The sequence below is a fragment of the Candidatus Nitrosoglobus terrae genome, from assembly GCF_002356115.1.
In the GTDB taxonomy this organism is placed as follows: domain Bacteria; phylum Pseudomonadota; class Gammaproteobacteria; order Nitrosococcales; family Nitrosococcaceae; genus Nitrosoglobus; species Nitrosoglobus terrae.
This window is the reverse complement of the sequence record NZ_AP014836.1, coordinates 1,385,292-1,411,767: the sequence shown is the minus strand read 5'-3', so window position 1 is coordinate 1,411,767 and position 26,476 is coordinate 1,385,292. Positions and strand designations below refer to the sequence as shown.

General features: G+C 41.1%; 19 protein-coding genes, 1 tRNA gene and 1 pseudogene. 15 read left to right on the top strand and 6 right to left on the bottom strand.

The annotated features are described in order from the left end of the window. Positions 1–61 precede the first annotated feature (61 nt). From dapD to TAO_RS06630, 3 genes and pseudogenes are all read right to left on the bottom strand, one after another. Positions 62–883: a 2,3,4,5-tetrahydropyridine-2,6-dicarboxylate N-succinyltransferase gene (gene dapD / locus TAO_RS06640; protein ID WP_096527175.1), complete on the bottom strand. Its 822-nt coding sequence runs from the start codon at positions 881–883 to the stop codon at positions 62–64. A gap of 20 nt (positions 884–903) precedes the next feature. After that, positions 904–1,992 (bottom strand): annotated as a pseudogene (locus TAO_RS06635) (aminotransferase class I/II-fold pyridoxal phosphate-dependent enzyme). A 25-nt stretch (positions 1,993–2,017) separates the two neighbouring features. Continuing rightward, positions 2,018–2,902 (bottom strand): ATP-binding protein, encoded by an 885-nt coding sequence (locus tag TAO_RS06630; protein ID WP_096527174.1) that lies wholly within the window; start codon positions 2,900–2,902, stop codon positions 2,018–2,020. 144 nt (positions 2,903–3,046) lie between these two features. On the opposite strand from TAO_RS06630, the gene TAO_RS06625 reads away from it, so the two are divergent. The 15 genes from TAO_RS06625 to TAO_RS06555 all read left to right on the top strand — a co-directional run bounded on the left by TAO_RS06625 (position 3,047) and on the right by TAO_RS06555 (position 22,200). Beyond that, positions 3,047–3,123, top strand: a tRNA-Met gene (locus TAO_RS06625). A gap of 142 nt (positions 3,124–3,265) precedes the next feature. After that, positions 3,266–3,721 (top strand): ribosome maturation factor RimP, encoded by a 456-nt coding sequence (rimP, locus tag TAO_RS06620; protein ID WP_096527173.1) that lies wholly within the window; start codon positions 3,266–3,268, stop codon positions 3,719–3,721. A 44-nt stretch (positions 3,722–3,765) separates the two neighbouring features. Continuing rightward, positions 3,766–5,286: a transcription termination factor NusA gene (gene nusA, locus TAO_RS06615; RefSeq protein WP_096527172.1), complete on the top strand. Its 1,521-nt coding sequence runs from the start codon at positions 3,766–3,768 to the stop codon at positions 5,284–5,286. Beyond that, positions 5,283–7,781 (top strand): translation initiation factor IF-2, encoded by a 2,499-nt coding sequence (gene infB / locus TAO_RS06610; RefSeq protein WP_096527171.1) that lies wholly within the window; start codon positions 5,283–5,285, stop codon positions 7,779–7,781. The genes nusA and infB overlap by 4 nt, the downstream gene beginning before the upstream one ends. Positions 7,782–7,793: 12 nt before the next feature. Beyond that, complete coding sequence (gene rbfA, locus TAO_RS06605; RefSeq protein WP_096527170.1) at positions 7,794–8,159, top strand: 30S ribosome-binding factor RbfA; 366 nt, start codon at positions 7,794–7,796, stop codon at positions 8,157–8,159. A gap of 28 nt (positions 8,160–8,187) precedes the next feature. Continuing rightward, positions 8,188–9,102, top strand: a complete 915-nt coding sequence (gene truB, locus TAO_RS06600) for a tRNA pseudouridine(55) synthase TruB (RefSeq protein WP_096527169.1) — start codon at positions 8,188–8,190, stop codon at positions 9,100–9,102. 90 nt (positions 9,103–9,192) lie between these two features. Beyond that, positions 9,193–9,462, top strand: a complete 270-nt coding sequence (gene rpsO, locus TAO_RS06595) for a 30S ribosomal protein S15 (protein ID WP_096527168.1) — start codon at positions 9,193–9,195, stop codon at positions 9,460–9,462. 149 nt (positions 9,463–9,611) lie between these two features. Further along, positions 9,612–11,708 carry a polyribonucleotide nucleotidyltransferase gene (gene pnp / locus TAO_RS06590; protein ID WP_096527167.1) on the top strand — a complete coding sequence of 699 codons (2,097 nt, stop codon included), beginning with the start codon at positions 9,612–9,614 and terminating at the stop codon, positions 11,706–11,708. A 103-nt stretch (positions 11,709–11,811) separates the two neighbouring features. Further along, complete coding sequence (locus tag TAO_RS06585; RefSeq protein ID WP_096527793.1) at positions 11,812–14,343, top strand: glycogen/starch/alpha-glucan phosphorylase; 2,532 nt, start codon at positions 11,812–11,814, stop codon at positions 14,341–14,343. A 239-nt stretch (positions 14,344–14,582) separates the two neighbouring features. Beyond that, a complete protein-coding gene (locus TAO_RS06580) occupies positions 14,583–15,383 on the top strand; it encodes a ferritin-like domain-containing protein (protein WP_096527792.1) in 801 nt (266 codons plus the stop codon). Positions 15,384–15,495: 112 nt separating this feature from the next. Then, on the top strand, positions 15,496–16,524 hold the full coding sequence (pdhA, locus tag TAO_RS06575) for a pyruvate dehydrogenase (acetyl-transferring) E1 component subunit alpha (protein WP_096527166.1): 1,029 nt from the start codon (positions 15,496–15,498) through the stop codon (positions 16,522–16,524). Further along, positions 16,517–17,500 (top strand): alpha-ketoacid dehydrogenase subunit beta, encoded by a 984-nt coding sequence (locus tag TAO_RS06570; protein ID WP_096527165.1) that lies wholly within the window; start codon positions 16,517–16,519, stop codon positions 17,498–17,500. The genes pdhA and TAO_RS06570 overlap by 8 nt, the downstream gene beginning before the upstream one ends. Before the next feature lie 24 nt (positions 17,501–17,524). Next, a complete protein-coding gene (locus TAO_RS06565) occupies positions 17,525–20,233 on the top strand; it encodes an FAD-dependent oxidoreductase (RefSeq protein ID WP_096527164.1) in 2,709 nt (902 codons plus the stop codon). A 63-nt stretch (positions 20,234–20,296) separates the two neighbouring features. Continuing rightward, the gene (locus TAO_RS06560; protein ID WP_096527163.1) at positions 20,297–21,514 is read left to right on the top strand and encodes an argininosuccinate synthase; all 1,218 of its coding nucleotides are present in this window, start codon (positions 20,297–20,299) and stop codon (positions 21,512–21,514) included. Positions 21,515–21,792: 278 nt separating this feature from the next. Continuing rightward, positions 21,793–22,200, top strand: a complete 408-nt coding sequence (locus tag TAO_RS06555; protein ID WP_096527162.1) for a hypothetical protein — start codon at positions 21,793–21,795, stop codon at positions 22,198–22,200. 282 nt (positions 22,201–22,482) lie between these two features. On the opposite strand, the gene purB is transcribed toward TAO_RS06555, so the two are convergent. The 3 genes from purB to TAO_RS06535 all read right to left on the bottom strand — a co-directional run bounded on the left by purB (position 22,483) and on the right by TAO_RS06535 (position 26,439). Beyond that, positions 22,483–23,850, bottom strand: a complete 1,368-nt coding sequence (purB, locus tag TAO_RS06545; RefSeq protein ID WP_096527160.1) for an adenylosuccinate lyase — start codon at positions 23,848–23,850, stop codon at positions 22,483–22,485. A 266-nt stretch (positions 23,851–24,116) separates the two neighbouring features. Next, the gene (locus TAO_RS06540) at positions 24,117–25,019 is read right to left on the bottom strand and encodes a hypothetical protein (protein WP_096527159.1); all 903 of its coding nucleotides are present in this window, start codon (positions 25,017–25,019) and stop codon (positions 24,117–24,119) included. A gap of 463 nt (positions 25,020–25,482) precedes the next feature. Continuing rightward, positions 25,483–26,439: a LysR family transcriptional regulator gene (locus TAO_RS06535; RefSeq protein WP_096527791.1), complete on the bottom strand. Its 957-nt coding sequence runs from the start codon at positions 26,437–26,439 to the stop codon at positions 25,483–25,485. Positions 26,440–26,476 lie beyond the last annotated feature (37 nt).

The following is a 26,476-nucleotide window of genomic DNA, read 5'->3' as shown; positions in this document are numbered from 1 at the left end:
AAAGAAATAAAGTAAAGATAGTATTAATGGGTTTTAATTAAGTTTTATGAGCGTTAAATACCTAAATATCCCGAAGCAGATCATTAATCTCTACTTTACTACGGGTTTTCTCATCAACTTGTTTGACAATAACTGCGCAATAAAGACTGTATTTCCCGTCCTGAGAGGGTAGATTGCCTGGTACAACCACTGATCCTGCAGGAACACGGCCGTAGTTAATTTCCCCTGTTTCTCGATTGTAGATCTTAGTACTTTGGCCAATGAATACTCCCATTGAAAGTACTGATCCCGTTTCTACAATGACTCCCTCTACAACTTCTGATCGAGCACCAATAAAGCAGTTATCTTCGATAATGGTAGGCTTAGCTTGGAGAGGTTCCAGTACACCCCCAATACCAACACCTCCAGAGAGATGTACATTTTTTCCAATCTGAGCACAAGATCCTACTGTTGCCCAAGTATCTACCATGGTTCCTTGATCAATATAAGCGCCAATATTCACGTAAGAGGGCATCAGAACGACGCTAGGGGCAATAAAAGCACCTTTACGTACAGCGGCAGGCGGTACAACACGAACACTATCTTTGCGGAAATCTCGGGAACTATAATCTGCATATTTTGAAGGAACTTTGTCAAAGTAATTTGTAAAGCCACCTTTGATAAAAGTATTATCCGAGAGACGAAACGAGAGAAGAACTGCTTTTTTCAGCCACTCGTTGACTTCCCATTGACCATTTTTTTTCTCTGCAACTCGAATTTGACCGGTATCTAGCTGTTGGATTACCTCCTCTATAGCGTCCTTGACTAAAGCTTCTGCTTTACGCGGATTGATCTCAGCTCGACGTTCAAAAGCCTCTTCAATAATTGCTTGGGTACTATTCATAAGTAATTCCTTAATAATTTTTATTTGCAAAAAGTAAGCATGAAATTTTTAATTCGCCGTGCTGCTTCAATACATTCATCCATTGGAGCTACGAGCGCTAAACGTACCCGCCGATCTCCTAAATTAATGCCATTAATCTCCCAGGCAAAAAAGCAGCCCGGTAATACTAATATATTTTCATGCTGATATAGCTTACGAGTAAAATCAGTGCTAGAGATGGGTGTTTCTAGCCAGAGATAAAAGCCTGCTTCAGGCAAAGAGATAGGTATTACAGGTGCTAGGATATCTAACACGGCAGCAAATTTTCTTGGTAAATTTGGCAATTTTCTATGACATGTTGTTCATCACCCCAAGCTGCAATACTAGTGGTTTGTACTAGTGGTGACATGGCACAGTCATGATAGGTGCGATAGCACAGGAACTGCTGGATAATATGACTATCCCCTGCTACAAAACCTGAGCGTAATCTAGGTACATTAGATCGTTTAGATAGGCTATGAAATACTAAGCAGTGGCGAAAATCATTTAAACCAGCTTGGATGGCGGCCTGCAGTAGGCTGAGTGGTGGATTATCTTCGTTAAAATAAATCTCAGAATAACATTCATCTGCAGCAATAACAAAATCAAAACGTTGCGCTAGCTCAATAAGTTCCATAAGTGTTTTTAAATCTAGAACTACACCAGTAGGGTTATTAGGTGAGCAGAGATAGAGAAGTTGGCAACGTTGCCATACTTGTGTAGGTACAGTGTGGTAATTGGGTATAAAATTATTTTCATGAGCAATTGCAAAGAGCCTTTCACGTGTTCCATATAATGGGTAAAATATGGCGCTCGGAGTCAATTGTCTCTACCTGTAAATAAAAGCGCTGGATTAGCCAATTAGCAATAGTTTTTCAGAGAGCTATAGTATCTCGTGTTGTAGGGTAAATGGATAGACCTTCTTGTAAGTGGCTAATAGCGGTTTCGATAATAAAACTAAGTGTGGCATGCTTTAGTTCACTAATGGAGAGGGTGATAGGGGATTTTGATGCTGATGGAGTAATTCCTTGGATCAGTTGAGCTAGGCGCTCAAAGGGGTAAGATTGTAGTTTAGTAAATCTAGGATTTATCATGGGAGGAGTAAGCTGTTAAAACTTATAAAGTATTGTTAAGTTTATAGCGACCAGAAAAATCACGAGCAAACTGCCATGCGGTACGGCCACTGCGAGATCCTCTAAGTAAAGCCCATTGTAGAGCAGCTTCGGTAGCCTGATTCCTTAACTCCGCAGTAATACCATAGTGCTGAAGCCAAGCGTTAACAATCTCAATATAATGTTGTTGATCAAAAGGGTAAAAAGACAGCCAGAGTCCAAACCGATCAGAAAGCGCTACTTTCTCCTCTATTGCTTCAGCATGATGGATTTCTCCTTTTTCTAGCCGAGACCGCTGGTTTTCTTCCATATATTCAGGTAGTAGATGGCGACGATTGGAAGTAGCGTAAACGAGAATATTTTCGGGAGTAGCACTAACCGATCCATCAAGGACTACTTTAAGGGCCTTATAGCTAGGGTCATCGGCTTCAAAGGAGAGGTCATCGCAAAATAAAATAAAACGCTCTGGGCGCTGAGTGAGAGGTGTTATAATATCGGGTAAATTTACCAACTCATGTCGATTTACTTCGATAAGCCGTAGGCCTTGTTTAGCAAAAGCGTTAAGTAAGGCTTTGATAAGTGAAGATTTACCAGTACCTCTAGTTCCCCAAAGAAGAGCATTATTTGCCGGTAAACCGGAGAGAAATTGGCGGGTGTTTTGAACTAACTGTTGTTTTTGGAATTCAATACCACGGAGATCGCTTAATTGGATATTGTGAATATAAGATACTGCCTCTAAATAACCGGAATTTTGTAAATGTATTCGGCGCCAACGAAAGGCAATTGAATGCTCCCAATCTGGTATCGGTGCTTGGGGAACGAGTAAACCTTCCAGCCGATCAAGGAGATTGGATGTTTTTTCAATGAGTTGCTGGGTAGGAGATTCCATTTTTAATTTGGTTCATTTTAGACTCTGGTATGTAGTGCTATTATTTTATATAAAAATACTTGCATTAAGAAAGCATTTTTAGTGTAGCTACTTGAAAATTTTCTATATATTAAGTATCATGTAAAAATATGTTGGAATTACGAATGCGGGGTGGAGCAGTCTGGCAGCTCGTCGGGCTCATAACCCGAAGGTCGTAGGTTCAAATCCTGCCCCCGCTACCAAATTTAAGATAGTAAAACCCAAGATATAGATTTAATGTATGTATCTATAATACATAAATTTTTCTATAGTGTTTCTATCTCTATTATATTAATCAGAGAATAAAAAGATTGGGGCCACTGGCCCTTTTTTGTTTTTAGCTATATGTGGGGCGATGAAAAAACTAGAAAACTAGTGGAACCCGTGGTTACTGCTTTAGGCTATGAATTATTAGGAGTCGAGAATCTATTAATACGAGGTAAAAAGGTACTTTTACGGATATATATTGATGCCCCTTCTGGGATTACATTAGAAGATTGTGAGCGAACGAGTCATCAGGTTAGCGCTTTATTAAATGTGGAAGAGCTAATAGCATCAGCATATATTTTAGAAGTTTCTTCCCCTGGATTAGATCGACCGCTGTTTAATAGAGAGCACTTTAGACGTTTTACGGGGAAAGATGTTTCTATTGTGTTAAAGACACCATTAAACGGGCGTTGTAAATTTAAAGGTTTACTTAAAGAAATTCATGGTGATTATGTAGTGATTTTGATGGAAAATGAAGAGATTGAATTGTCATTAGAGAATATTAAAAAAGCTCGACTAGTACCAGAATTTTGAATTTGGAGGAAGATGTTTGGAGTAGATCTGTCTTGGGGGCAGCAATGAATAAAGAGATATTGATGGTAGTAGATGCTGTTTCTAATGAGAAAGGTGTAAGTAAGGAAGTTATCTTTCAGGCAATAGAGGCCGCCTTAGCGATAGCAACCCGCAAGCGCTACCCAGAAGATATTGCAGTACGCGTAGCAATTGAGCGAGCTACGGGTGATTATCAATCTTTTCGGACTTGGGAAGTCATCGAAGATGAGGCGAAACTAGAAGCACCTCAGCGGCAAATATATTTCAGCGAGGCTTATAAAAAGGATCCTAATATTAAGGTCGGCGCTTTTATAGAGGAACCCGTAGGATCCATATCATTTGGGCGTATTGCTGCTCAGGCTGCTAAGCAGGTTATTGTGCAGAAAGTTCGAGAGGCAGAGCGGGTTAAAATTGTTGAAACCTATAAAAAACGGATTGGAGAAATGGTCATAGGCGTTGTTAAACGCATTGACCGTGGTAACGCTATTTTAGACTTTGGAGGAAATACTGAAGGTATTATTTCACGGGAAGAGATGATACCTCGTGAGGCGGTTCGGCCAGGAGATCGATTACGTGGCTATCTTAAGGAAGTGCAGAATGAGGGGCGTGGCCCTCAGTTAATAATTAGTCGTACCGCTCCAGAGCTTTTGATCGAATTGTTTAAATTAGAAGTTCCTGAAATTAATGAGAATCGTATTGAAATTAAAGGAGCTGCACGAGATCCAGGGCTAAGAGCTAAGATTGCGGTAAAAACTAATGAGGCTCGCGTTGATCCTATAGGGGCTTGTGTGGGTATGCGTGGTTCTAGAGTTCAGGTAGTATCCAATGAGCTTGCAGGGGAACGGGTAGATATTGTGCTTTGGGATGAAAATCCTGCTCGTTTTGTAATTAATGCAATGGCTCCAGCAGAAGTGGCTTCTATAGTCGTTGATGAAGAGAGTCACAGTATGGATATTGCTGTGGTTGAAGGAGGTCTATCTCAGGCCATTGGTCGTGGAGGGCAAAACATACGCCTAGCTAGTCAATTAACTGGTTGGGATCTTAACGTGATGACTGAGCAGGAAGCTGGGGAGAAAGGTGAGGCTGAGGCTAAAGCGCGTCAAGAAGTGTTTATGAAACAGCTTGATGTAGATGAAGAAGTAGCTGCTATCTTAGTACATGAAGGTTTCTCGAGTATTGAAGAAATTGCTTATGTGCCAGAGCAAGAAATCCTTGCTATTGAAGAGTTTGATACCCAAATTGTTGAGGAGCTACGGAAACGGGCTCGTGATGTCCTACTTACGCGAGCAATTGCTAGTGAAGGAGCTGTTAATACTACAGATCCAAATAGGGATTTATTAGAGATAGAAGGAATTGATCACGAGCTAGCTTATAAGCTAGCTCGTGTAGGTATTATTACCAAAGATGATTTAGCAGAGCAGTCAGTAGATGATTTAATGGAGATTGAGGGAATGAACAGGGATCAGGCTGCCTGCTTAATTATGGCAGCACGGGAATCCTGGTTTGCAGATGAGCAGCAGGATGAAGGGATGGAGGGGCGGCAATGAGTTATGTAACTGTACGACAATTGGCTGATGTGGTTGGCACTCCTGTTGGTCGTTTGCTTGAGCAGTTGCGAGAAGCGGGTATTGGTGTCAATGGTGAAGATGAGACAATTACAGAGGAACAGAAGCTCCAATTGCTGCAATATCTAAGGCATAGTCCTGGGGCTAATGCAGATATTGCTATGCCTAAAAAGATTACCCTAAAGCGCCGAAGCCATAGTGAAATTCAGGTAAATGCAAGTGGAGGTCGGTCTAAGGTAATTAGCGTTGAGGTGCGTAAAAAACGCACCTATATTAAACGCAGCGTAATATTAGAGCAGGAACAGAAGCGTTTAGAAGAATCGAAAGCAAGAGGTTATCAAGAGGAAGAAGATAAGCAGGTAATTCAAGAACAGATCCAACCTCATACTCAACAAGAGCAAACGAGGCAGTTTATAACTGAAACAGTTGAGGAAGAGCTTAAACATCAAGCTGAGGAAGGGCTTAAACATCAAGCTGAGGAAGAGAAAAAATCTAAGCTAAGTTCTGAAGAAGATAAACCGGATAGATTTATTGGACGAAAAGGTAAACCCCGCCACGCTGTTGGGGATTGGGAGTTTAATGATAAAGAACAGCAAGAATCTAAATCTAGCCGTAAAGAGCTACATATAGCTCCAGGTAAACCTTCTAGTAAGCGCAAGAAATTACGGCCTAAAAAACCAATGCTAATACCTAAGCATGGTTTTGAGAGACCTATAGCCCCTATTGTGCGGGAGGTATCTGTGCCTAGAACAACGACTGCAGCTGAGTTAGCTCAGAAAATGTCTGTAAAGGCAGCTGAGGTAATTAAGACGCTGATGAATTTAGGTATTATGGCCACAATTAACCAGTCCTTGGATCAAGATACGGCGATAATTATTGTAGAGGAGATGGGACATAAACCTAAGCGTTTACAGGAAAATCTACTTGAACTTGAATTAGCCCAATCTGAGCAAAAAGAAGGGAAAGAAATTTCACGTGCTGCTGTGGTGACTGTTATGGGTCATGTAGATCATGGTAAGACTTCACTTCTTGATTATATTCGAAGAGCTAAGGTTGCTGCTGGTGAAGCTGGTGGCATTACTCAGCATATTGGTGCCTATAAGGTACGATCAGGGAGAGGCGAAACTACTTTTATTGATACTCCAGGTCACGAGGCGTTTACTGCGATGCGCGCTCGAGGGGCTAAAGTTACAGATATTGTTGTGTTGGTTGTTGCGGCAGATGATGGAGTAATGCCACAAACTATAGAAGCTATCCAGCACGCTCGAGCAGCAGGGGCTCCAATAGTGGTGGCAATTAATAAAATTGATCGGCCTAATGCTGATCCGGATCGAGTTAAGCAAGAGTTAGCTAATCATGAGGTTATCACGGAGGAATGGGGAGGTGATACTCAGTTTGTAAGTGTCTCAGCTAAGACTGGAGAGGGAATTGATAGCTTAATTGAAGCTATCTTACTTCAAGCTGAGATAATGGAGCTTAGAGCTTCTCCTGAAGGTTCCGCTCGTGGAGTAGTAATTGAATCTCGGCTAGATAAAGGGCGAGGGCCGGTAGCTACCGTATTAGTGCAAAGCGGTACCTTACGTAAGGGTGATATCCTTCTTAGCGGGATAGAGACGGGTCGAGTTCGAGCTATGCTTACTGAATCTGGCTATGAGATAGTGGAAGCAGGGCCTTCAACACCAGTGGAGATTATAGGATTATCTGGGGCACCAAATGCTGGTGATGAGGCAATAGTAATATCGGATGAACGTAAAGCACGAGAAATTGCTGAATTTCGCCAGGCTAAAGAGCGTGAAGCTAAATTAGTACGACAACAATCAGCTAAACTAGAGAATATGTTTAGTGAGATGGGAGAAGGTGAAGTTAGAGTACTTAATCTTATAATTAAGACAGATGTGCAGGGATCTGCTGAGGCTCTCTCTGATGCGTTAGCAAAAATCTCTACTAATAAAGCTAAGGTTAAGGTTGTAGCTTCTGGGGTAGGTGGAATTAATGAGACTGACGTTAATTTAGCGGTAGCCTCTAATGCTATTATTATTGGTTTTAATGTTCGTGCTGACGCAACAGCCCGCCGTTCTATTACTGAAAAAGGAATTGATTTACATTATTATGGTGTAATTTACGATGCTATTGATGAGGTTAAACGGGCTTTAACAGGTATGTTAGATCCTGAATATCGGGAGAACATTATTGGGTTAGCTCGTGTGGATGATATATTCCGTTCGCCTAAATTTGGTGCTATTGCGGGTTGTTTAGTCATTGAAGGTACTATACGTCGTAACAGCCCTATTCGGGTGCTGCGTGATAATATAGTGATATTTGAAGGGCAGTTAGAGTCTTTACGTCGTTTTAAGGAAGATGTTCAAGAGGTACGATCGGGAACCGAGTGTGGTATTGGCGTTAAGGACTATAAGGATATTAAGGTAGGAGATCAGATTGAAGTCTATGAGAGAGTAAAAATAGAAATTGTTTTATAAAATAAATATATTATGAGTCAAGAGTTTTCTCGTACTCGTCGTATTGGTGAATTGCTACAGCGAGAACTAGCGCAGCTGATTCAAGAGGATCTTAAAGATCCTCGAATAAGGTTAATCACAGTTTCTCATGTAGATGTAGCACCAGATCTTAGGCAAGCAAAGGTCTACGTTACCTTCTTCCACGGGGAGGTAGATAGCCAAGAGCAATTAAAGATTTTAAATAGAGCGTCAGGATTTCTTCAGCGTAGTTTAAGTCAGCGAGTCAGCCTGCGAGTTACTCCCTATTTACAGTTTGTTTATGATCATTCTATTGAACGTGGCAGATATTTAAGCGCTCTTATTGATGAAGCTATAAAAAAGATTCAGGTGTTAAAATAAACGTTAGTGAGCGTGAGTAAACGCTAATATGAAACAATGCCAGCCTAAAGGCCAAAACATTCATGGGGTAATTTTACTAGATAAACCAGCAGGGATTAGCTCTAATAGTGCTTTGCAGCAAGTTAAGCAAATTTACCAAGCTTGCAAAGCAGGCCACACAGGTAGCTTAGATCCTATAGCTACTGGATTATTACCAATTTGTTTTGGGGAAGCTACTAAAATTTCAGGGTTCCTTTTAGAGGCTGATAAACGTTATCAGGTAACCTGTCGCTTAGGTATAACCACTACAACTGGAGATGTGAGTGGTGAGGTAGTTAAAGTTAGCGCGATTAAAGCGTTAAAAGCGGATGAAATAGTAAAAACCTTAGCTAGTTTTTCTGGCTCACAGAAACAGATACCTCCAATGTATTCAGCGCTTAAATACCAAGGGCGGCGACTTTATGAGCTTGCCCGTCAAGGTATTGAAATAGAACGGGAGCCTCGTCAGGTAATTATTTATAATATTAAATTTATTGATCTGATGAATGATAAGCTAGAATTTGAGGTATTTTGCTCTAAAGGAACATATATTCGGGTTTTAGTAGAAGATATAGGCTGGGCGCTTGGATGTGGTGCTCATGTGACAGCACTGCGGCGTACTCAGTCTGGATGTTTTGATTCATCTGAAATGGTATCACTAAAACGATTAAAAGAGCTAGCTAAAGCTGGTATTGAGCAGCTTAACACATTGCTTTTACCTTTAGAACGAGCCTTGGGAGACTGGCCTGCAATAGATTTAATTGCTGATCTGGCTCACTATCTTCGACAAGGGCGACCAGTACGGGTTTCACAAACTCCTGATAAAGGCTGGGTTCGTTTAATAGAACGCGACAAGGGATTCTTTGGAATAGGACAAGTAACAGAAGATGGTCGTATTGCCCCACGCCGGTTGATCTTTACCTAGGATAGTTGATATTAGTAAAATTGCTGATTTAACCGATGATATAAAATAAAAGACATACTAGATGTGATCTGAGATGAGGAATAAAGAGATATGCCCTTGAGCCATGAAAAAAAAGCACAAGTTATTAGGGACTACCAGCACTCTGTCAACGATACAGGGTCAACTGAAGTACAAGTTGCCTTACTATCAGAGCGTATTGGTCAGTTATCTGATCATTTTAAACAACATATACATGATCATCACTCACGACAGGGGTTATTACGAGCTGTCAGCAAGCGCCGTAAATTACTAGATTATTTAAAGAAAAAAGATTTGGATCGTTATCGTAATTTAATTAGCGCATTGGGGTTGCGCCGCTAATAACCCCTATGTTATTAAATTAAAGTGGAATATTGCTGCCGTAGTTAAGCAGGTGCTCTATAGACGAGGTCAAGCGCATACAGTAAGTAGTTTATAGTTATGGTATCTATAAGCTGCTCCTCTAGCCATATATAATAAGGAAATAGAATGTGACTCCAGTTAGAAAGGTAGCTGAATACGGTGATCGTCCCTTAGTTATTGAAACCGGTCATATGGCTCGACAAGCTGATGGAGCTGTTGTCGTTCATTACGGTGAAACCGCCGTGCTGGTGACAGTAGTAGGGGTGAAGGAGACAGTTGAGAGTCGCGATTTTTTCCCGCTGACAGTCAATTATCAAGAAAGAGCCTATGCTGCTGGTAAAATTCCAGGAGGATTTTTTAAACGTGAAGGGAGACCTACTGAGAAGGAGACATTAACTTCGCGACTAATTGATCGCCCATTACGACCTTTATTCCCAAAAGGTTTTACCAATGAGGTTCAGGTAATTGTAACTGTTATTTCTTCCGATGGAGAGAACGATCCAGATATCCCGTCTATTATTGGGGCATCTGCTGCTCTAGCTATTTCAGGAATTCCTTTTAATACCCTAATTGCAGCTGCTAGGGTTGGTTATATTGATGGTCGATATGTACTCAACCCAACACTGGATCAAATGGAGAAATCAGCCCTTGACTTAGTAGTAGCTGGAACAGAAAAAGCAGTTTTAATGGTAGAATCTGAAGCCCGAGAGTTGCCTGAGGAAATAATGCTTGGCGCTGTGGTATTTGGTCACCAAGAAATGCAAGGAGTGATTAAATTAATTCAACAATTAGCCGCAGAGACTAGAAAAATCGCTTGGGATTGGGAGGCGTTAGCCGAAGAGAAAGATTTGAAATTTGCTGTTCAAAGCACGGGGGAGGATTCTCTAAAAATCGCTTATCAATTACGATCAAAGCCAGAACGTCAAGCCCGTTTAGTGGAAGTACGAAACTCTATTATTGAGCATTTAGTCTCAGAAGAAAATCCTCGATGGAATAAAGCTCAGGTGCTAGAGGCTATTCATGCTCTAGAAAAATCCCTCGTACGGGAACAAATTTTAGCGGGTAAAGCGCGTATAGATGGCCGTGATACTAAGACTGTTCGGCCTATTAGTATTATAACCGGTTTGTTACCACGAGCCCATGGTTCAGCTTTATTTACCCGAGGTGAAACTCAAGCTCTAGTAGTGACTACTTTGGGTACTGAACGTGATGCTCAAGTGGTAGACTCTATCGAAGGGGAGCACCGGGAGCGCTTTATGTTACATTATAATTTTCCCCCTTACTGTGTAGGTGAGGTAGGGTTTGTAAGTTCTCCTAAGCGACGAGAGATTGGTCATGGCCGTTTAGCTAAACGTAGTCTAAATGCTGTAGTGCCCAATGAGGAGGATTTTCCTTATGTGATAAGGGTAGTTTCGGAGATTATGGAATCTAACGGCTCTAGTTCTATGGCAACTGTATGCGGTACTAGCCTTTCTTTAATGGATGCAGGGGTTCCAGTCAGATCTCCTGTTGCGGGTATTGCCATGGGTCTCATTAAAGAGGAAGATCAGTTTGCTGTCTTAACTGATATTCTTGGTGACGAAGATCACCTAGGTGATATGGACTTTAAAGTAGCAGGTACAGAGAAAGGTGTTACTGCTTTACAGATGGATATTAAAATTGATGGTATTACTGAAGAGATCATGCGTACTGCTTTGTCTCAGGCACGGGAAGGACGTCTTCATATCCTTCAAAAAATGAACGAGATTATTTCTGTACCACGCCAAGAGATGTCTGAATATGCACCTCGTATGATTGTTTTTAAAATAAATCCAGAAAAGATCAGGGACGTGATTGGCAAAGGAGGATCTACTATCCGGGCGCTTACAGAGGAAACAGGTACTACCATTGATATCAATGACGATGGAACCGTGAAAATATTTTCTTCTGATAAGGCGGATGGACAAGAGGCTAAACGTCGAGTAGAGGAAATTGTTTCTGATGTGGAGGTTGGTAAAATTTATGAAGGACGAATATCTCGGTTAATGGATTTTGGCGCCTTCGTTACGATTTTACCCGGTAAAGATGGTTTACTTCATATCTCACAGATCTCGGATGAACGGGTAAATAACGTTAGTGATAAGCTATCGGAGGGGGATATTATCCGTGTTAAAGTTCTAGAAATAGATAAACAAGGTCGAGTTCGTTTAAGTATGAAGGCAATATTTACTGCTGAGAATAAATAGATAACATTTAAGCCTCAATTTAATATAGAGAAAAGATCTCACTAAATCATACCTAAATAGCGCAAGGAGATATGCCGTGGTAGCTGAACCTATAGACAATATAATGGGGTTATCTAAGCTTACAAAATTACCAGCATTAGGTATTGATAAAGAGAGTTTAGCGAGTGACTATAAGCGCTATTTTTCCTATTTTTTAGGGCGTGAGGGGCGAGAATCTGAGAAGCATTATCTATATTTTGCCTTAGCACTTACTATCCGTGATCGGTTAATAGAGCGCTGGAAAGGCACTAAACGTGCCTATGATGAAAGCGGTTGCCCTCGATCTCACTATCTTTCTATGGAATATTTACTTGGCCGTTGCCTAGGCAATGCTGCGCTTAATTTAAATCTTGAAAATGAGTTAGCGGCTGCATTACAAGCTTATGGCTTGAAGCTAGAAGAGTTAACTACGCTAGAGCCGGATGCAGGCTTAGGTAATGGGGGTTTAGGGCGTTTGGCCGCCTGTTTTTTAGATAGTTGCGCAACCTTACAGCTTCCTGTTATTGGGTATGGTTTACGCTATGAGTATGGTATGTTTCGTCAGACCATTAATAATGGCTATCAGGTAGAAGAGCCTGATAACTGGCTACGAGAAGGTAACCCATGGGAAATAAAAAGACCTGAATATAAACAAAGAATTAAGTTTGGTGGACGCACAGAGTATGTAGATGATGGCAGTGGGAATTGGCGTATACGCTGGGTTGATACCAAGGATGTTCTTGCTGTGCCTTATGATATTCCTATTCCTGGGTATCGCAACGGTACAGTAAATACCTTGCGTTTATGGAAAGCTAAGGCTATTCATGTCTTTGATTTAGGTAAATTTAATGCCGGAGAATATCCAGAAGCAGTAGCAGAGGAGAATGCTGCTGAAAACATTACCATGGTACTTTACCCTAATGATGCGACAGAACATGGTAAAGAGACACGTCTGCGCCAGCAATATTTTCTTGTTTCAGCGAGCTTACAAGATGTTCTTCATGATTGGGTACATCGTTATGGGGAGAATTTCACTAAATTTGCTGAGAAAAATCGGTTTCAGCTTAATGATACCCATCCCACCTGTGCAATACCAGAGCTGATGCGTCTATTGATGGATGTATATAATCTAAAGTGGGAGGAGGCTTGGAAGATTACAAGCAGTACAGTAGCTTACACTAATCATACCTTGTTGCCAGAAGCTTTAGAGAGGTGGCCGGTAAATATGATTGGCTCGTTGCTGCCTCGAATTTTGGAAATTATTTATGAAATTAATACTCGATTTTTAGCAGAAGTAGCGCAGCGCTGGCCTCATGATACCGATAGACAAATTCGTATGTCTATCATCCAAGAAGATGAGATTAAGCAGGTGCGTATGGCGTATCTTGCTATTATTGCCAGTTTTTCAGTTAACGGGGTGGCTGCTTTGCATACTCGTTTATTAGAGCAGGGGTTATTCCGAGATTTTTCCGAGTTTTGGCCACATAAATTTAATAATAAAACTAATGGTGTGACTCCACGCCGCTGGCTAGCTAAATGTAATCCAAGGTTAGCCAGTTTAATTACTACGACTATTGGAGAAGGTTGGGTTACTGATTTAAGTCAACTTCGCCGCCTTGCCTCTTATGCAGATGATAAAAAATTTCGAGCGCGTTGGCGTGATATTAAACAAGCGAATAAAAAGCAGCTGCTCGCAGTTTTTTCTCATCACGGTATTCAAGCTGGTACTGATTCCTTATTTGATGTGCAAGTAAAGCGTATTCATGAGTACAAGCGGCAATTACTTAATGTTTTACATATTATTCATTTGTATGATCGAATCATCCGAGGAGATATAGCAAATTGGGTGCCTCGCTGTGTGGTGATCGGCGGGAAGGCGGCGCCAGGCTATCAGATGGCAAAGTTAATTATTAAGCTTATTAATAATGTTGCAACGGTAATTAATCATGATCCGAAAGTAGGTGATGCGCTTAAAGTATTTTTCCTTCCTAATTATGGAGTTTCAGCTATGGAGATTATTTGCCCTAGCGCTGATCTCTCGGAGCAAATCTCCACTGCAGGAAAGGAGGCCTCTGGTACTGGTAATATGAAGTTTATGATGAATGGTGCTATTACTATTGGTACTTTAGATGGCGCTAACATTGAGATTCGTGAGGAAGTAAGTGATGAAAATTTCTTTTTATTTGGATTAACAGCTAAAGAGGTACAAGAGACACGCCATCACTATGATCCAAATGCTATCATCGCTGGTGATGAGGATTTGCAACGAGTGATGCACTTACTTGAGAGTGGTCATTTTAATCAGTTTCAGCCAGGGGCTTTTAATCCTGTTTTAGACTCAATACGTGTCGATTCGAGGATTTTTAATCCTATTATAGACTCATTACGTAATCCTCGAGATCCTTGGATGGTGATTGCTGATTTTAGAAGTTATGTTAATGCTCAGCGCCGGGTTGCTGAGGCTTACCGAGATCAAGAGCGATGGACTCGTATGTCTATTCTAAATACGGCTGCAAGTGGTAAATTTTCTACGGATCGGACTATTAAGGAATATAATACCGATATTTGGAGGTTAGATCAGGTTCCAGCCTATTCTACAGAGGGCATTTCAATGTAACCCGAGAGGCTATATTAAATATTTTTAAGGTTAATGTTAATTAACTGTTTGGTATTATTAAATAATTAGAAATTGGTCATCTCATTGGATTTAATCTCTTAATTTTCCGTATAAAGGCGTTAATAGCTGCGGGTTTTCTAGAGAAGGTTTCTTGCTACAAGTTTATGGTCTATTGAAAAAAGGGGAGGAATAAGTACGGGGCAGCTAGAATAAGCATGGATACTAAAAGTATTTCAAGTATGAAAAAATTGTCTTTAGGTAATGCTGCTCTTAAGTGCCTTATAGCCTGTGATCCAGAAGAGAAAATTAAGGCTACCCATAATGTAGTACAGCTTTGGAAGGCTGAATGCTTAGAAGTTAATTTTACGATTAATTGCTTACCTAATATTCCAGGTCGCCCTATGCGGCCAACTTTAGTAGCCCCACGAAAATTATCGACACGTAAATTAACTTCAGCTGCGGGACGGGCAGCGTTGATTCATGCAATTACCCATATTGAATTTAACGCCATTAATTTGGCTTGGGATGCTGTTTGCCGCTTTCATGGGTTACCTAAAGCTTTTTATGATAATTGGATACAAATAGCTTCTGAGGAGGCTTATCATTTTTGTTTATTAGATACCTATTTACACTCGTTAGGTTATAAATATGGAGATTTCCCAGCCCATAATGGGCTTTGGGAAATGGCTCAAAAGACAGCCCATGATCCGCTTGTAAGAATGGCGCTTGTTCCTAGGGTACTAGAAGCAAGAGGACTTGATGTTACCCCTGGGATGGTAGATAGATTACAGCAAGCAGGTGATTTACAAGCGGTAGCAATTCTTAAAATTATTTTTCGCGATGAAGTAGGTCACGTAGCAATAGGATCTCATTGGTTTCACTACCTATGCAAGATTCGTGGACTTGATCCAGAGACCACGTTTTGTCATTTGGTTACCCGTTATTTTAAGGGTAAAGCGCATAGCTCCTTGCATCGTCAAGCGCGTCTGGAGGCAGGGTTTTCTGAATCAGAGCTACATATGTTAGAGAATATTAAATGATAGCAATCTAGGATATTTTTGCCGATTTTCTATTAGATCTTGACCGCCTAGTATAAAAAAAGCCATTATACGATGTTTTTGACAAAATTGCGGATTTATACGCTGAGGGGATATGAGTAAAACTGATCGTAAACGACTGCTGCGGGAGATGATTTTTTACCGACGTTTCGAGGAGCGTACGTTTGAAGCTTACATGGAACGTAAAATTGGTGGGTTTTTGCACCTGTACTCGGGACAAGAGGCGGTAGCAACGGGAGTGCTTCAGATGGTACAGGCTGATCGCGGGATTGGCTTTGACTACGTCATAACCGGCTATCGAGATCATATCCATGCTATTAAAAGTGGAGCACCAGCTCGGGAAGTAATGGCTGAACTCTATGGTAAGGAAACTGGAAGCTCCAAAGGTCGCGGGGGATCAATGCATATTTTTGACCCGAGCGCGCATTTTATGGGCGGTTATGCTTTGGTAGGACAGCCATTTCCTCTTGCTGCCGGATTAGCTTTAGCCTGTAAGCATCAAAGAGAAGGGAGAATTGCTGTTTGTTTTTTAGGGGATGGCGCTAATAACCAAGGTACATTTCATGAAACCATGAATATGGCATCCATATGGAAACTGCCGGTATTATTTGTGTGTGAGAATAATCTTTACGCGATTGGTACTGCTATTGAGCGCTCAACGGCTGTCCTTGATCAATACCAGCGTTTAGGTGCTTATAAGATACCTGCTAGCCAACACTCGGGACAGGATATTGAGATAGTTATGGAGGCTACTCGTTCAGCTGTCACCCATGTACGAAATGGTAATGGACCCTATTTTCTAGAGTTTCTAACTTACCGTTATCGAGGTCATTCTATGTCAGATTCTGGGGCTTACCGTAGTAAGGAGGAAGTAACGGACTGGATGCAACAAGATCCTATTCAAATTTTAGCTACAAGATTAATCCATGCCAACGAGCTAACTGAAGGAGAGTTAAAGGATTTAGAGCAGGAAGTTCAGAATGAGATTGATAATGATATTATAAAATTCGCTGAAGAAAGCCCAGAGCCAAGAGTAGAAGATTTAACTAAATACGTGTTTGAGGATAACCCAGATCCGCGTTGGATTGGACCATTACGGGCAGGAGGGGAAGCCCATGGCTGAGCTCGCTTATTGGGAAGCATTACGGCGAGCCCATGATGAAGAATTAGCGAATGATCCCAGTGTTATTGCGATGGGTGAAGATATTGGTGTAGCAGGAGGTACTTACAAAGCTACGCTTGGCCTTTATGAGAAATATGGAGAGGAGAGAATTATTGATACCCCTATCTCTGAGAATTCTTATACTGGTATAGGCATTGGCGCTTCCATGGCCGGGATGCGGCCTATTATTGAGATTATGTCCATCAACTTTGCTTTACTTGCAATGGATACTTTGGTAAATGCGGCTGCTAAAATCCGCTATATGTCTGGAGGTCGTGCTCAGTGCCCCATTGTAATGCGGACTCCTGGAGGAACTGCACATCAATTAGCAGCCCAGCATTCAGCACGGCTAGAGAAGATGTTTATGGGGGTAGCTGGCCTTCGAGTTGTTACCCCTAGCACCCCCCTAGATGCCTACGGCATGCTCAAATCTGCAGTGCGTTGTAACGATCCGGTGATTTTTATTGAACATGAGAGCATGTACAACCTGAAAGGAGAAGTGCCCGATGAGGAAATATTCCGCCCGTTGGAGGGTGCTGAAGTTGTCCGTAAAGGGACTGATATTACCCTGATAGGGTATAACTATAGCGCGCATTGGTGTATCGCCGCAGCCAATAAATTAGCTCAGGAAAATATCCATGCTGAGGTAATAGATTTACGATCTCTTAAACCTATCGACCGGGAAACTATCCGTTTATCTATAGAAAAAACTCATCGGGTTTTAGTAGCTGAAGAGGATGAAGGGCCTGTGGGTGTTGGTAGCGAGATAATAGCTGGAATTATTGAAGATTGTTTTTTTGCACTGGATGCTCAACCGGTAAGAGTCCACGCGGCAGATGTACCAGTACCCTATAATCATCGTTTAGAGAAAGCAGCAATTCCTAATGCTCAGAGTGTTTATCAAGGGGTACTTAAAGTATTAGGGAAGAGTGAGTAGCAAGTAAATATTTGAGTTGATCTTATGGCTGAACCTTATGTTATCAAAATGCCCCAGCTCTCAGATACCATGACTGAAGGAGTGCTGGTTTCATGGGAAAAGGAAATCGGTGATTTTATCGAGCGTGGTACTGTCGTCGCAACAATAGAAACCGATAAAGCTATTATGGACGTGGAGGTATTTCGCGAAGGCTATCTCTCTGGACCTCGCTTACCTATAGACGGAGTTACTGCGGTAGGTAATCCTATTGCCTATTTAGTGGCTGAAGTTGATCAAGTCACTAAAGGTGAGGCCACGATAGAATCTAAACAATCTCAGCCAAAGAAAAAAGCTGAGATTGATTCTGATAATACCTTGAAACCAAAATCTGAAATCAAAGTTCTTCCAGTAATGTTAGAAGCAGGAGTACCTGCACCTCATCCAAATCATACTCGGGCAACTCCTTATGCCCGGCAGCTTGCAGGTACCTATGGAGTTGATCTTACTGGGATTACAGGAAATGGACGTAAAGGGGTAATTATAGCGGCTGACGTACTCGCTAATACAGACTCTAATCAGGTAAATCGTCAGGGTTTTGAAGCTTCGGGTGTGGGCAGAGCTATGGATAGTATGGAGAAAGCTATTGCTCATAATATGGAATACTCTCTCTCCACGCCTCTGTTTAGAGCAACTATTTACATAGATTCTTCGCGGCTAGTTGCAATATCTAAGAAGCAAGGCGTTTCGGTAACTATAGCTTTAACGAAAGCAGCAGCATTAGCTATTCAAGATCACCCTAAAATCAATAACGCTTACCAGCATAAAGACCATATTTTAGAGCGGAAGCAAATTGATATAGGAATTGCGGTAGAAACAGAAAGTATGGGCTTAGTTGTGCCTGTATTACGAAATACGCTCGAACGCAACCTTGATGATTTAAACGCTAATTGGGTTGATCTGGCAAAGCGAGCAAGAATTAAGCGATTAAAGCCGGAGGAGTACGCTAATCCAACTTTTACTATCTCCAATATGGGGATGTTAGGAGTAGCTTATTTTGATGCTATTCCTTCACCTGGAACTTCGGCTATTCTAGCAGTGGCAACCACCGGATCTCAGGGAATGCCGGTAACCGTTACTGCTGATCATAGGATCATTAATGGCGCTGATGCAGCTCGTTTCTTAAATACCCTTAAAGAACGAGTAGAGCATCCCGAGACATGGATTAAAGACAGTAGTAGTTCTTCATCAGCAGTTAAGGAGCTTAGCATCCCATTATCTTTAGAGGGGAGCTGGGATTATGATGTCGTTGTGATTGGCGGAGGTCTTGGCGGAGAGGATTGCGCCCGAGATCTAGTTGAGCATGGTGTTAAAGTGGCTTTAATTAACGACTCATCTTTACCAGGAGGTGAGTGTTTATGGCGTGGCTGTATCCCTTCTAAGACTTGGCGGGCGGCTGCCGATCGTATTCGAGATCGGGCTCATGATTCTCATTTAGGGGTAAAAAATGCAGGGCTACCATCCCTTAATTGGGAATCGCTCGAAAAAACTCGCCGATATATTCTTCAGTCCCGAGGTGAAATGGCGCTAAAAGCCGATATAGGGATGAAGATTAAATATATCCACGGGTATGCTCGTTTTGTTGATGAGCACCATATTATTGTTGATACCGTAGGCAATAGCGAAGATCCGTTTACTCGTACTCAGCCTAGTGAGGGCTCTCAAGGACAAAAGATAAGTTTTGCAGGGGCAGTGATTGCCACAGGTGCCCCTCCATTTATTCCGCCTATCCTAGGTGCTCAAGAGGGTTTAGCTACAGGTGGAGTACTTACTTCCGATACTGTGTGGGGATTAGAGCATGTCCCTAAACGTTTAGCCGTAATTGGTGGTGGGGCTATTGGTGTAGAGATGGCTCAAATTTTTCAGGATTTTGGCTCTGAGGTTGTGTTGCTAGAAGCTCAAGATCGCTTACTAGCAGAAGTAGAACCAGAAGTCAGTAAACAATTAAGGGATGTATTGAATGCTGATCCAAATCTTATCGTATATACTTCAGCTAAAGTGCAAAAGATCATCAGCAGCCAATCAGGGGTGATGCAAGTTGCCTTTGATGACTCTGAAGGTAATCACCATACGTTAGAAGTGGATCGCATTATTATGGCTACGGGCAAGCGGCCTAAGTTAGAGCCATTAGCCTTAGACAAAGTGGTGGGGGTAGCAGTAGAAAATGGAGTCATTCAGGTGGATGCCCAGTGCCGTACTTCTAAGCCTCATATCTTTGCAGTGGGTGATGTGATTGGCGGTTTGATGCTGGCCCATACAGCAGGGCAGCAAGGGCGAGTTGCAGCAGCCACTATCTTAGGAAAACCTCATATCTATGAGTTAGAGAAGGACTGCGGCGTAATCTTTACTAGACCGCAGGCGGCTTTTGTAGGTCTATCCACAGCGCAAGCTAAGGAGAGAGGGGTTGATGCGGTGGAGGTAAAATCACCTATTCGCATTGATGCAAAGGCCATGATTAATCATGAGACTGAGGGCTTTATTAAGATGGTAGTAGATAAAGCAAGCCATCGCATTATTGGGGTTCATTTCTTGGTTGATCATGCGGATACGTTAGTTGGAGAAGCAGTCATGATTGTTACGGGGGAGATGACTTTGGAACAAGTAGCTAGAGCTATCCATCCCCATCCTACCCAGACTGAGATATTTGGAGAGATGGCCCGTAGACTGTTATCGCGCCTACGCCGTACTCAGCGGTAGTTGATAGGAAAAGTCGTATACTTAAGTTCTCAAATATTTCTTTGAAAATCAGATAAGTTTTTCATGACCACGATAAAAAAAGTTGTACTTGCTTATTCAGGGGGATTAGATACTTCTGTAATCCTTAAGTGGCTACAGGAAACTTATGGCTGTGAAGTGGTTACCTTTACTGCAGATATCGGTCAAGAGGAGGAAGTAGGAGCAGCCCGAGCTAAAGCTAAAGTTTTAGGAGTCAAGGAAATTTATATTGAGGATTTACGTGAGGAGTTTGTACGAGAATATGTCTTTCCCATGTTTCGAGCCAATACCCTCTATGAGGGGGAATATTTACTAGGTACTTCTATTGCACGGCCCCTGATTGCTAAGCGATTAGTGGGGATTGCTAATGAAACTGCTGCCGATGCTATTGCCCATGGGGCTACGGGTAAAGGAAATGATCAAGTACGTTTTGAACTGGGGGCTTATGCCTTACGGCCTGATATTCGAGTAATTGCCCCATGGCGGGAGTGGGATTTAACTTCAAGAGAAAAACTACTGGTTTATGCAGAAGCAAATGGGATTCCAGTGGAAGGAAAGCGAGGATCTAGATCTCCATACTCTATGGATGCCAACTTATTGCATATTTCCTATGAGGGAGGTATCCTAGAAGATCCTTGGCTTGAGTCTGAAGAAACCATGTGGCGCTGGACTATATCTCCAGAGCTAGCGCCTGATCAGCCAACCTATATAGAGTTAGAATACCGCTGTGGTGATATTACCAAAATTAATAGGGAATCTCTTAGCCCCGCCAAGGTTCTGGAGACCCTTAACCGCTTTGGTAGCAAAAATGGTATTGGTCGTTTAGATTTAGTAGAAAACCGATACGTTGGAATGAAATCTCGGGGCTGTTATGAGACTCCGGGGGGCACAATTATGCTTAAAGCGCATCGAGCGATAGAATCTCTCACTTTGGATCGAGAGGTGGCTCATCTTAAAGATGAGCTGATGCCCCGTTATGCAAGCCTTATTTATAATGGTTACTGGTGGTCTCCAGAGCGCATTTTACTACAGCAGTTTATTGATTCCTCTCAGAATACCGTTAATGGCGTAGTGCGTCTTAAGTTGTATAAAGGTAATGTGATGATCATAGGCCGTCGATCTGAAACTGATAGCCTATTTGTGCCCCAGATGGCTACTTTTGAAGAAGATTTAGGCGCTTATAATCAACAAGATGCTGAAGGTTTTATTAAGCTTAATGCCCTTCGGTTACGTATTAAAGCGATGAATAATAAGATGAGATAATTCTAAAGGGAAACAATTTAATAAGTTCTCTAGCCTAAGCTTATTAAACTTCCTTTTCAAATATAACCCCCCAACTTATTCAGCAAAAACTGCCTAGGAGCAGACTCTCCTAGAATAAAAACCTATAATCATTTCTCATCATAACAAGTTATAAAATTGGCTTGTTAAGGGTGCTGTTACGCCCAACTCCCTTGATTCTTCTTTAATTTTACACTCAATTTAAGATGAGTGCTGTCGATAGGTTTTATGAAATTAATTAAGTTAAAAAAGGTTAGGGCGTGAAATTTAATAAGCTAGCAGTAGCGGTATTTTTAGTAGTAGGTATTAGTTCTAATGTTATAGCTAGAGATTACGACACTAAATTTGAAACTGATCTGAATATCCATCATAAGTTCTTTAAGAGGGATAGGAACAAAGATAAACTTCTGGACTTAAATGAAGCTTATTCAGGCTTTATGCACACGCCTGATTATGAAGTGAAGATATGTGGGATTTCTCAAATTACGATAAGGATGACTGACAATAGAGGATTAGATTACGAAGAATATAGTAATAAGGTTATTTCCAAAAAAGGATACGATAAGAAGTTAAAGAAGAAGAAAATAAAGGATAAATATATTAGATTTACTACTACAATGAGGTCTTATATTGATTTTACTAATGCAGGTAAGAATAGAGAGAGATAAGGTATTAAGTTTTGATGAGATTGATACTATCCTAAACAGATCAGATTTAAATAGGTATTTCATAAAATCAGATATTAATCAAGATAGAGTATTAAATTTTAGGGAGTTTTCTAGCCAATATGTTGATCTTATAGAGAGAAATAAGCGATTAGAAGAAATTAAGAGAAAAAAAGAGGAAGAAAAGAGGCAATAGAAATGGATGCACTTAAGAATGCGCTAAGCTATATATTATACAGGATTTTTAAACTACTTTGTAAGAAAAAGGGGTGGGAGATTTAATCATCAGATTTCCTTTGCCTGCTGTGCAGCATTACCTACATAAGTTTGAGGGGTTAAATTTAATAATTGCTCTTTAGCTTCGATCGGAAGATTTAGATTGCGGATAAATGCTTGGAGGCTGTTTTTATCAATACGCTGCCCCCGAGTAAATTTTTTGAGCTTTTCATAAGGTTCATCGATTCCATAGCGACGCATAACTGTTTGTACTGCTTCTGAGAGAATCTCCCAGCTATCTTCTAAATCTGCATTTATTTGTGGGTTATTAACTTCTAATTTCCCAATTCCTTTGAGGGCAGAGGAATAGGCAATCAGAGAGTGAGCAAATCCAACCCCTAAATTTCGCAGCGCAGTGGAATCAGAGAGATCTCGCTGCCAGCGAGAGATGGGGAGTTTTTCTGCGAGGTGTTGAAAAATAGCATTTGCAATTCCAATATTACCTTCAGCATTTTCAAAATCGATAGGATTTACCTTATGGGGCATGGTGGAGGAGCCTACCTCACCGGCTACCACTTTCTGCTTAAAATATCCTAAAGCAATATAGCCCCAAATATCGCGGCAAAAATCAAGCAATATCGTATTAAAACGCATCACCCCTTGAAAGAGATCAGCCATATAATCATGAGGTTCTATTTGCGTAGTATATTGATTCCACTGTAAGCCTAACTGAGTGATGAAGGTGCGAGTTATTAGGGGCCAGTTAATTTCTGGATAGGCAATTTGGTGAGCATTATAGTTTCCCACTGCGCCATTCATTTTACCGTAGAGATGGATTTTTTCGATGGATTGGCGTTGTAACTCTAAGCGATGGGCAAAATTTGCCATTTCCTTCCCTAGGGTGGTTGGCGAAGCGGGCTGTCCATGAGTGCGAGAGAGCATAGGGACTTGCTGGTAGCGGTGAGCAAGGGTTCGTATTTCAGTTATTAAAGCTTTCATCTGCGGGAGTAGTATCTTCTCCCGAGATTCTTTAAGCATCAGCGCATAGGCGATGTTATTAATGTCCTCTGAAGTGCAGGCAAAATGAATAAATTCACTGATTTTATTTAGCTCATCCTGAGGTTTGTACTTTTCTTTTAAGAAATACTCTACGGCTTTTACATCATGGTTAGTTGCAGCTTCAATAGCTTTGATGCGCTTAGCGTCTTTTTCTGAAAAATTATCTATAGTAGATTCTAAAAATAGCTCAGATTCTTTGCTTAATTCTGGGATCTCAAGGATTTTAGGGCAAGCGCTTAATAGTTGTAACCATCTTATCTCTACGATTACTCTGTAACGCAATAATCCATATTCACTGAAAATTGGGCGAAGAACATCCACTTTATTAGCGTAACGGCCATCAATTGGAGAAATAGCAGTGAGCGGTGAATAATCCATGTGATATTTTATTGGCGTGATTAGAAAGCTTAATTATAGCTTAGTATAAATTTGATTAGAGATGTAAAAAGACAGCACGAAGGTGGGGATAAAAATGGCGTGAAACGGTTGGGAGTGGAAGAATAAAATTAAGCCTAATATTATCTAGCTAGTCATTGGTTAGCGAGCCGAGATGTGAGCTTTATTTTAAGTCCCGCAGTTATAAGACGTAAAAAATCTAGCATAGTAATTCTTATGAGGTAATCATTTTTATTATCTACTTTAGCTTAATTTTGGATTTGGCAATAGCTTGGCACCCAACTGCGCTTTAATAGGTTAGAGGATACCGAGGTATAATCAAACGAGAGGCCATCTTGAATCATTTTTTCAACGTTAAATAAGTATTTTGCCTCTGGGATTCCCCAGAAAAATAACCTATAAATAGTGGGCAGCATGAGCTGTGCCAATTTGATACCAACGGGACCAATGAAATTTCTACGTTGGCCTACGTGCGCCATCTCATCGACCATAATTTCATGGAGAATTTCCCTGAGTCGTTGCTGGGCTTCAGGCTCATCAGCAAGTATTTCTCCAAATAACGTATCTAAGTGTTGATAAAATGTCATTCCCATAAGCTCGGTAATAAAGGCGGGGGCATCCATTAAAGCGCCAGGTAGGCGTGGGAAAATACGATATACCCTTTGTTTTATAGGTCCTAAGGGCACCCATTCGACTTTATCTAAGTGGAAGATACATAGCATTTCATTAAAGAATCGTATGTGGCAGAACTCTTCAGCTAAATGGACTCGGCTTATCTTATCGGTAAGTTTTTTTGATGCTGCCATATCAGGTATGACGTTCCATGCCTCTGAAATACCTACCCATTCGTGGCGAGCAAATTTATAAATGGCTGTTAAAAGCAGAGTTTTGCGATCAATAAGCTGAGGATCGTCTTTAAATTTTATATAATTACGATAAAACAACTCGGGGTTTGGGAGTGGGTTGCGAGAGCGAACGGGGTTATCCTGAAAGTACTTAAGCTTTTCTCGCTTATTGGTGAGATCTTTATCTTCTTCTAAAAGTTTACCCGCGTGCTGCTGAGTGAAGCGCCAGTAGCTTTCAAAGTTTTCTTCCTGCTCTTGGGCTGAACAAGGGGAAAAAATAGACCGATATGTATTGCTTTCGACCATTTATTTTAATTATCTCCTTGAATTTGGCTTAATATTAATATCCCGCAGTTTTTAAACCTAAATTTCCTGTATTTTTACTAGATCCCAAGATTGAGGCGGGATTGGATAGGCGGCCATATTTTCTAACGAAAAACCCTGAATTAGAGGTGGCGGTAAGAATATGGAAGTAGAGTGATGCGGGACCAGAACATATATTATTGCTTGCCAATACATCTAGTAAGAATTGAACTCAAAGCTTTCCACACTTGATAGTTAAAGTGAAAACTATAGTTTCAATCCTAAAATCTTAATCATTATTCTATCTTATCCAAATAATAATCTCTAGAAAAATTAAATAATCGCACCAAGTATTAGCGGCTAAAAATTAACTTAGTTTATAGTGAGCTGGGATTCCGTGATAAATTAATTATTTGTTAGCTAAGTTAACTGCTCTTGAGAATCTAATAGTATCTAACAGAGAGGCTCAATAGTAAGGTGATTCTGTAAGCTGTTTACCTTCATTTTGAAGGTATTCAAGAAAAGCTAGGGCTACCACAGACAATTGTTTACCAGTAGGGTAACCAATATACCAATGGCGTAGGATTGGGAATCCTTGCACATCAAGTGTCGTGACTGGTTCAAATTCTGCTACTTGTCCTGTTATCCCCTCAATTGCAAGGCTATGCTGAGATAAAATAGCAAGCCCTAGGCCGCTGGCAACAGCTTCCTTAATGGCTTCATTACTACCTAATTCCATGCGAACATTTAAATCCAAGCCGTTTCGCTGAAAAAGTTGCTCTAGCGTTATGCGAGTTCCTGACCCTAATTCTCGGATAATAAAGCGCTCTTGAGCAACTCTCTGGAGTGAAATATTAGTTGCCCCTACTAAAGGATGAGTTCTAGGGGCGATGATGACTAGAGGATTGGGTAGAAAAGGCCGAAACATCATGGCTAAATTCTGAGGTGGGCGGCCAAGGATATATAAATCATCTATATTTTGAATGATACGTTCTAGAAGTTTTTCTCGGTTAGTGACTTTTAAGGAGATATCGATCTCAGGATAACGCTGGCAAAATAAACCCAGTAAACGGGGAGTAAAATATTTTGCTGTAGTAATCACTGCTAATTTTAATTGCCCCTGTTTAAGTCCCTTTAAATCAGCAATTTCGACTTCAAGATTAGCTAGAGAATCAATTATCTCACAGCATACCTTGTAGAGCGCTCTACCAGAGGGGGTTAAATGTATTTTTTTTCCAATCTGCTCAAATAGGGGTAACCCGATAGCTTCGCTAAGTTTTTTGATTTGAATAGACACAGTGGGTTGGGTAAGAAATAACTCCTCAGCAGCTTTCCGAAAGCTGTTGTGACGAACCATAGCCTCAAAGATTTGCAACTGCCGGAGAGTTGCATGACGTGCAAGTTGTAGTTCTTTATCTTTCATCATAGATAATAATCTATCATTATCATATGAAAAATCT

Bases quoted from the DNA above. Each gene is read 5' to 3' on its own strand.
- TAO_RS06585 (WP_096527793.1), top strand. From the start codon at position 11,812: ATGGGGTTATCTAAGCTTACAAAATTACCAGCATTAGGTATTGATAAA.
- rbfA (WP_096527170.1), top strand. From the start codon at position 7,794: ATGAGTCAAGAGTTTTCTCGTACTCGTCGTATTGGTGAATTGCTACAG.
- pdhA (WP_096527166.1), top strand. From the start codon at position 15,496: ATGAGTAAAACTGATCGTAAACGACTGCTGCGGGAGATGATTTTTTAC.
- truB (WP_096527169.1), top strand. From the start codon at position 8,188: ATGAAACAATGCCAGCCTAAAGGCCAAAACATTCATGGGGTAATTTTA.
- TAO_RS06565 (WP_096527164.1), top strand. From the start codon at position 17,525: ATGGCTGAACCTTATGTTATCAAAATGCCCCAGCTCTCAGATACCATG.
- TAO_RS06570 (WP_096527165.1), top strand. From the start codon at position 16,517: ATGGCTGAGCTCGCTTATTGGGAAGCATTACGGCGAGCCCATGATGAA.
- TAO_RS06535 (WP_096527791.1), bottom strand. From the start codon at position 26,439: ATGAAAGATAAAGAACTACAACTTGCACGTCATGCAACTCTCCGGCAG.
- dapD (WP_096527175.1), bottom strand. From the start codon at position 883: ATGAATAGTACCCAAGCAATTATTGAAGAGGCTTTTGAACGTCGAGCT.
- TAO_RS06580 (WP_096527792.1), top strand. From the start codon at position 14,583: ATGAAAAAATTGTCTTTAGGTAATGCTGCTCTTAAGTGCCTTATAGCC.
- nusA (WP_096527172.1), top strand. From the start codon at position 3,766: ATGAATAAAGAGATATTGATGGTAGTAGATGCTGTTTCTAATGAGAAA.
- TAO_RS06560 (WP_096527163.1), top strand. From the start codon at position 20,297: ATGACCACGATAAAAAAAGTTGTACTTGCTTATTCAGGGGGATTAGAT.
- rpsO (WP_096527168.1), top strand. From the start codon at position 9,193: ATGCCCTTGAGCCATGAAAAAAAAGCACAAGTTATTAGGGACTACCAG.
- purB (WP_096527160.1), bottom strand. From the start codon at position 23,850: ATGGATTATTCACCGCTCACTGCTATTTCTCCAATTGATGGCCGTTAC.
- TAO_RS06540 (WP_096527159.1), bottom strand. From the start codon at position 25,019: ATGGTCGAAAGCAATACATATCGGTCTATTTTTTCCCCTTGTTCAGCC.
- rimP (WP_096527173.1), top strand. From the start codon at position 3,266: ATGTGGGGCGATGAAAAAACTAGAAAACTAGTGGAACCCGTGGTTACT.
- infB (WP_096527171.1), top strand. From the start codon at position 5,283: ATGAGTTATGTAACTGTACGACAATTGGCTGATGTGGTTGGCACTCCT.
- TAO_RS06630 (WP_096527174.1), bottom strand. From the start codon at position 2,902: ATGGAATCTCCTACCCAGCAACTCATTGAAAAAACATCCAATCTCCTT.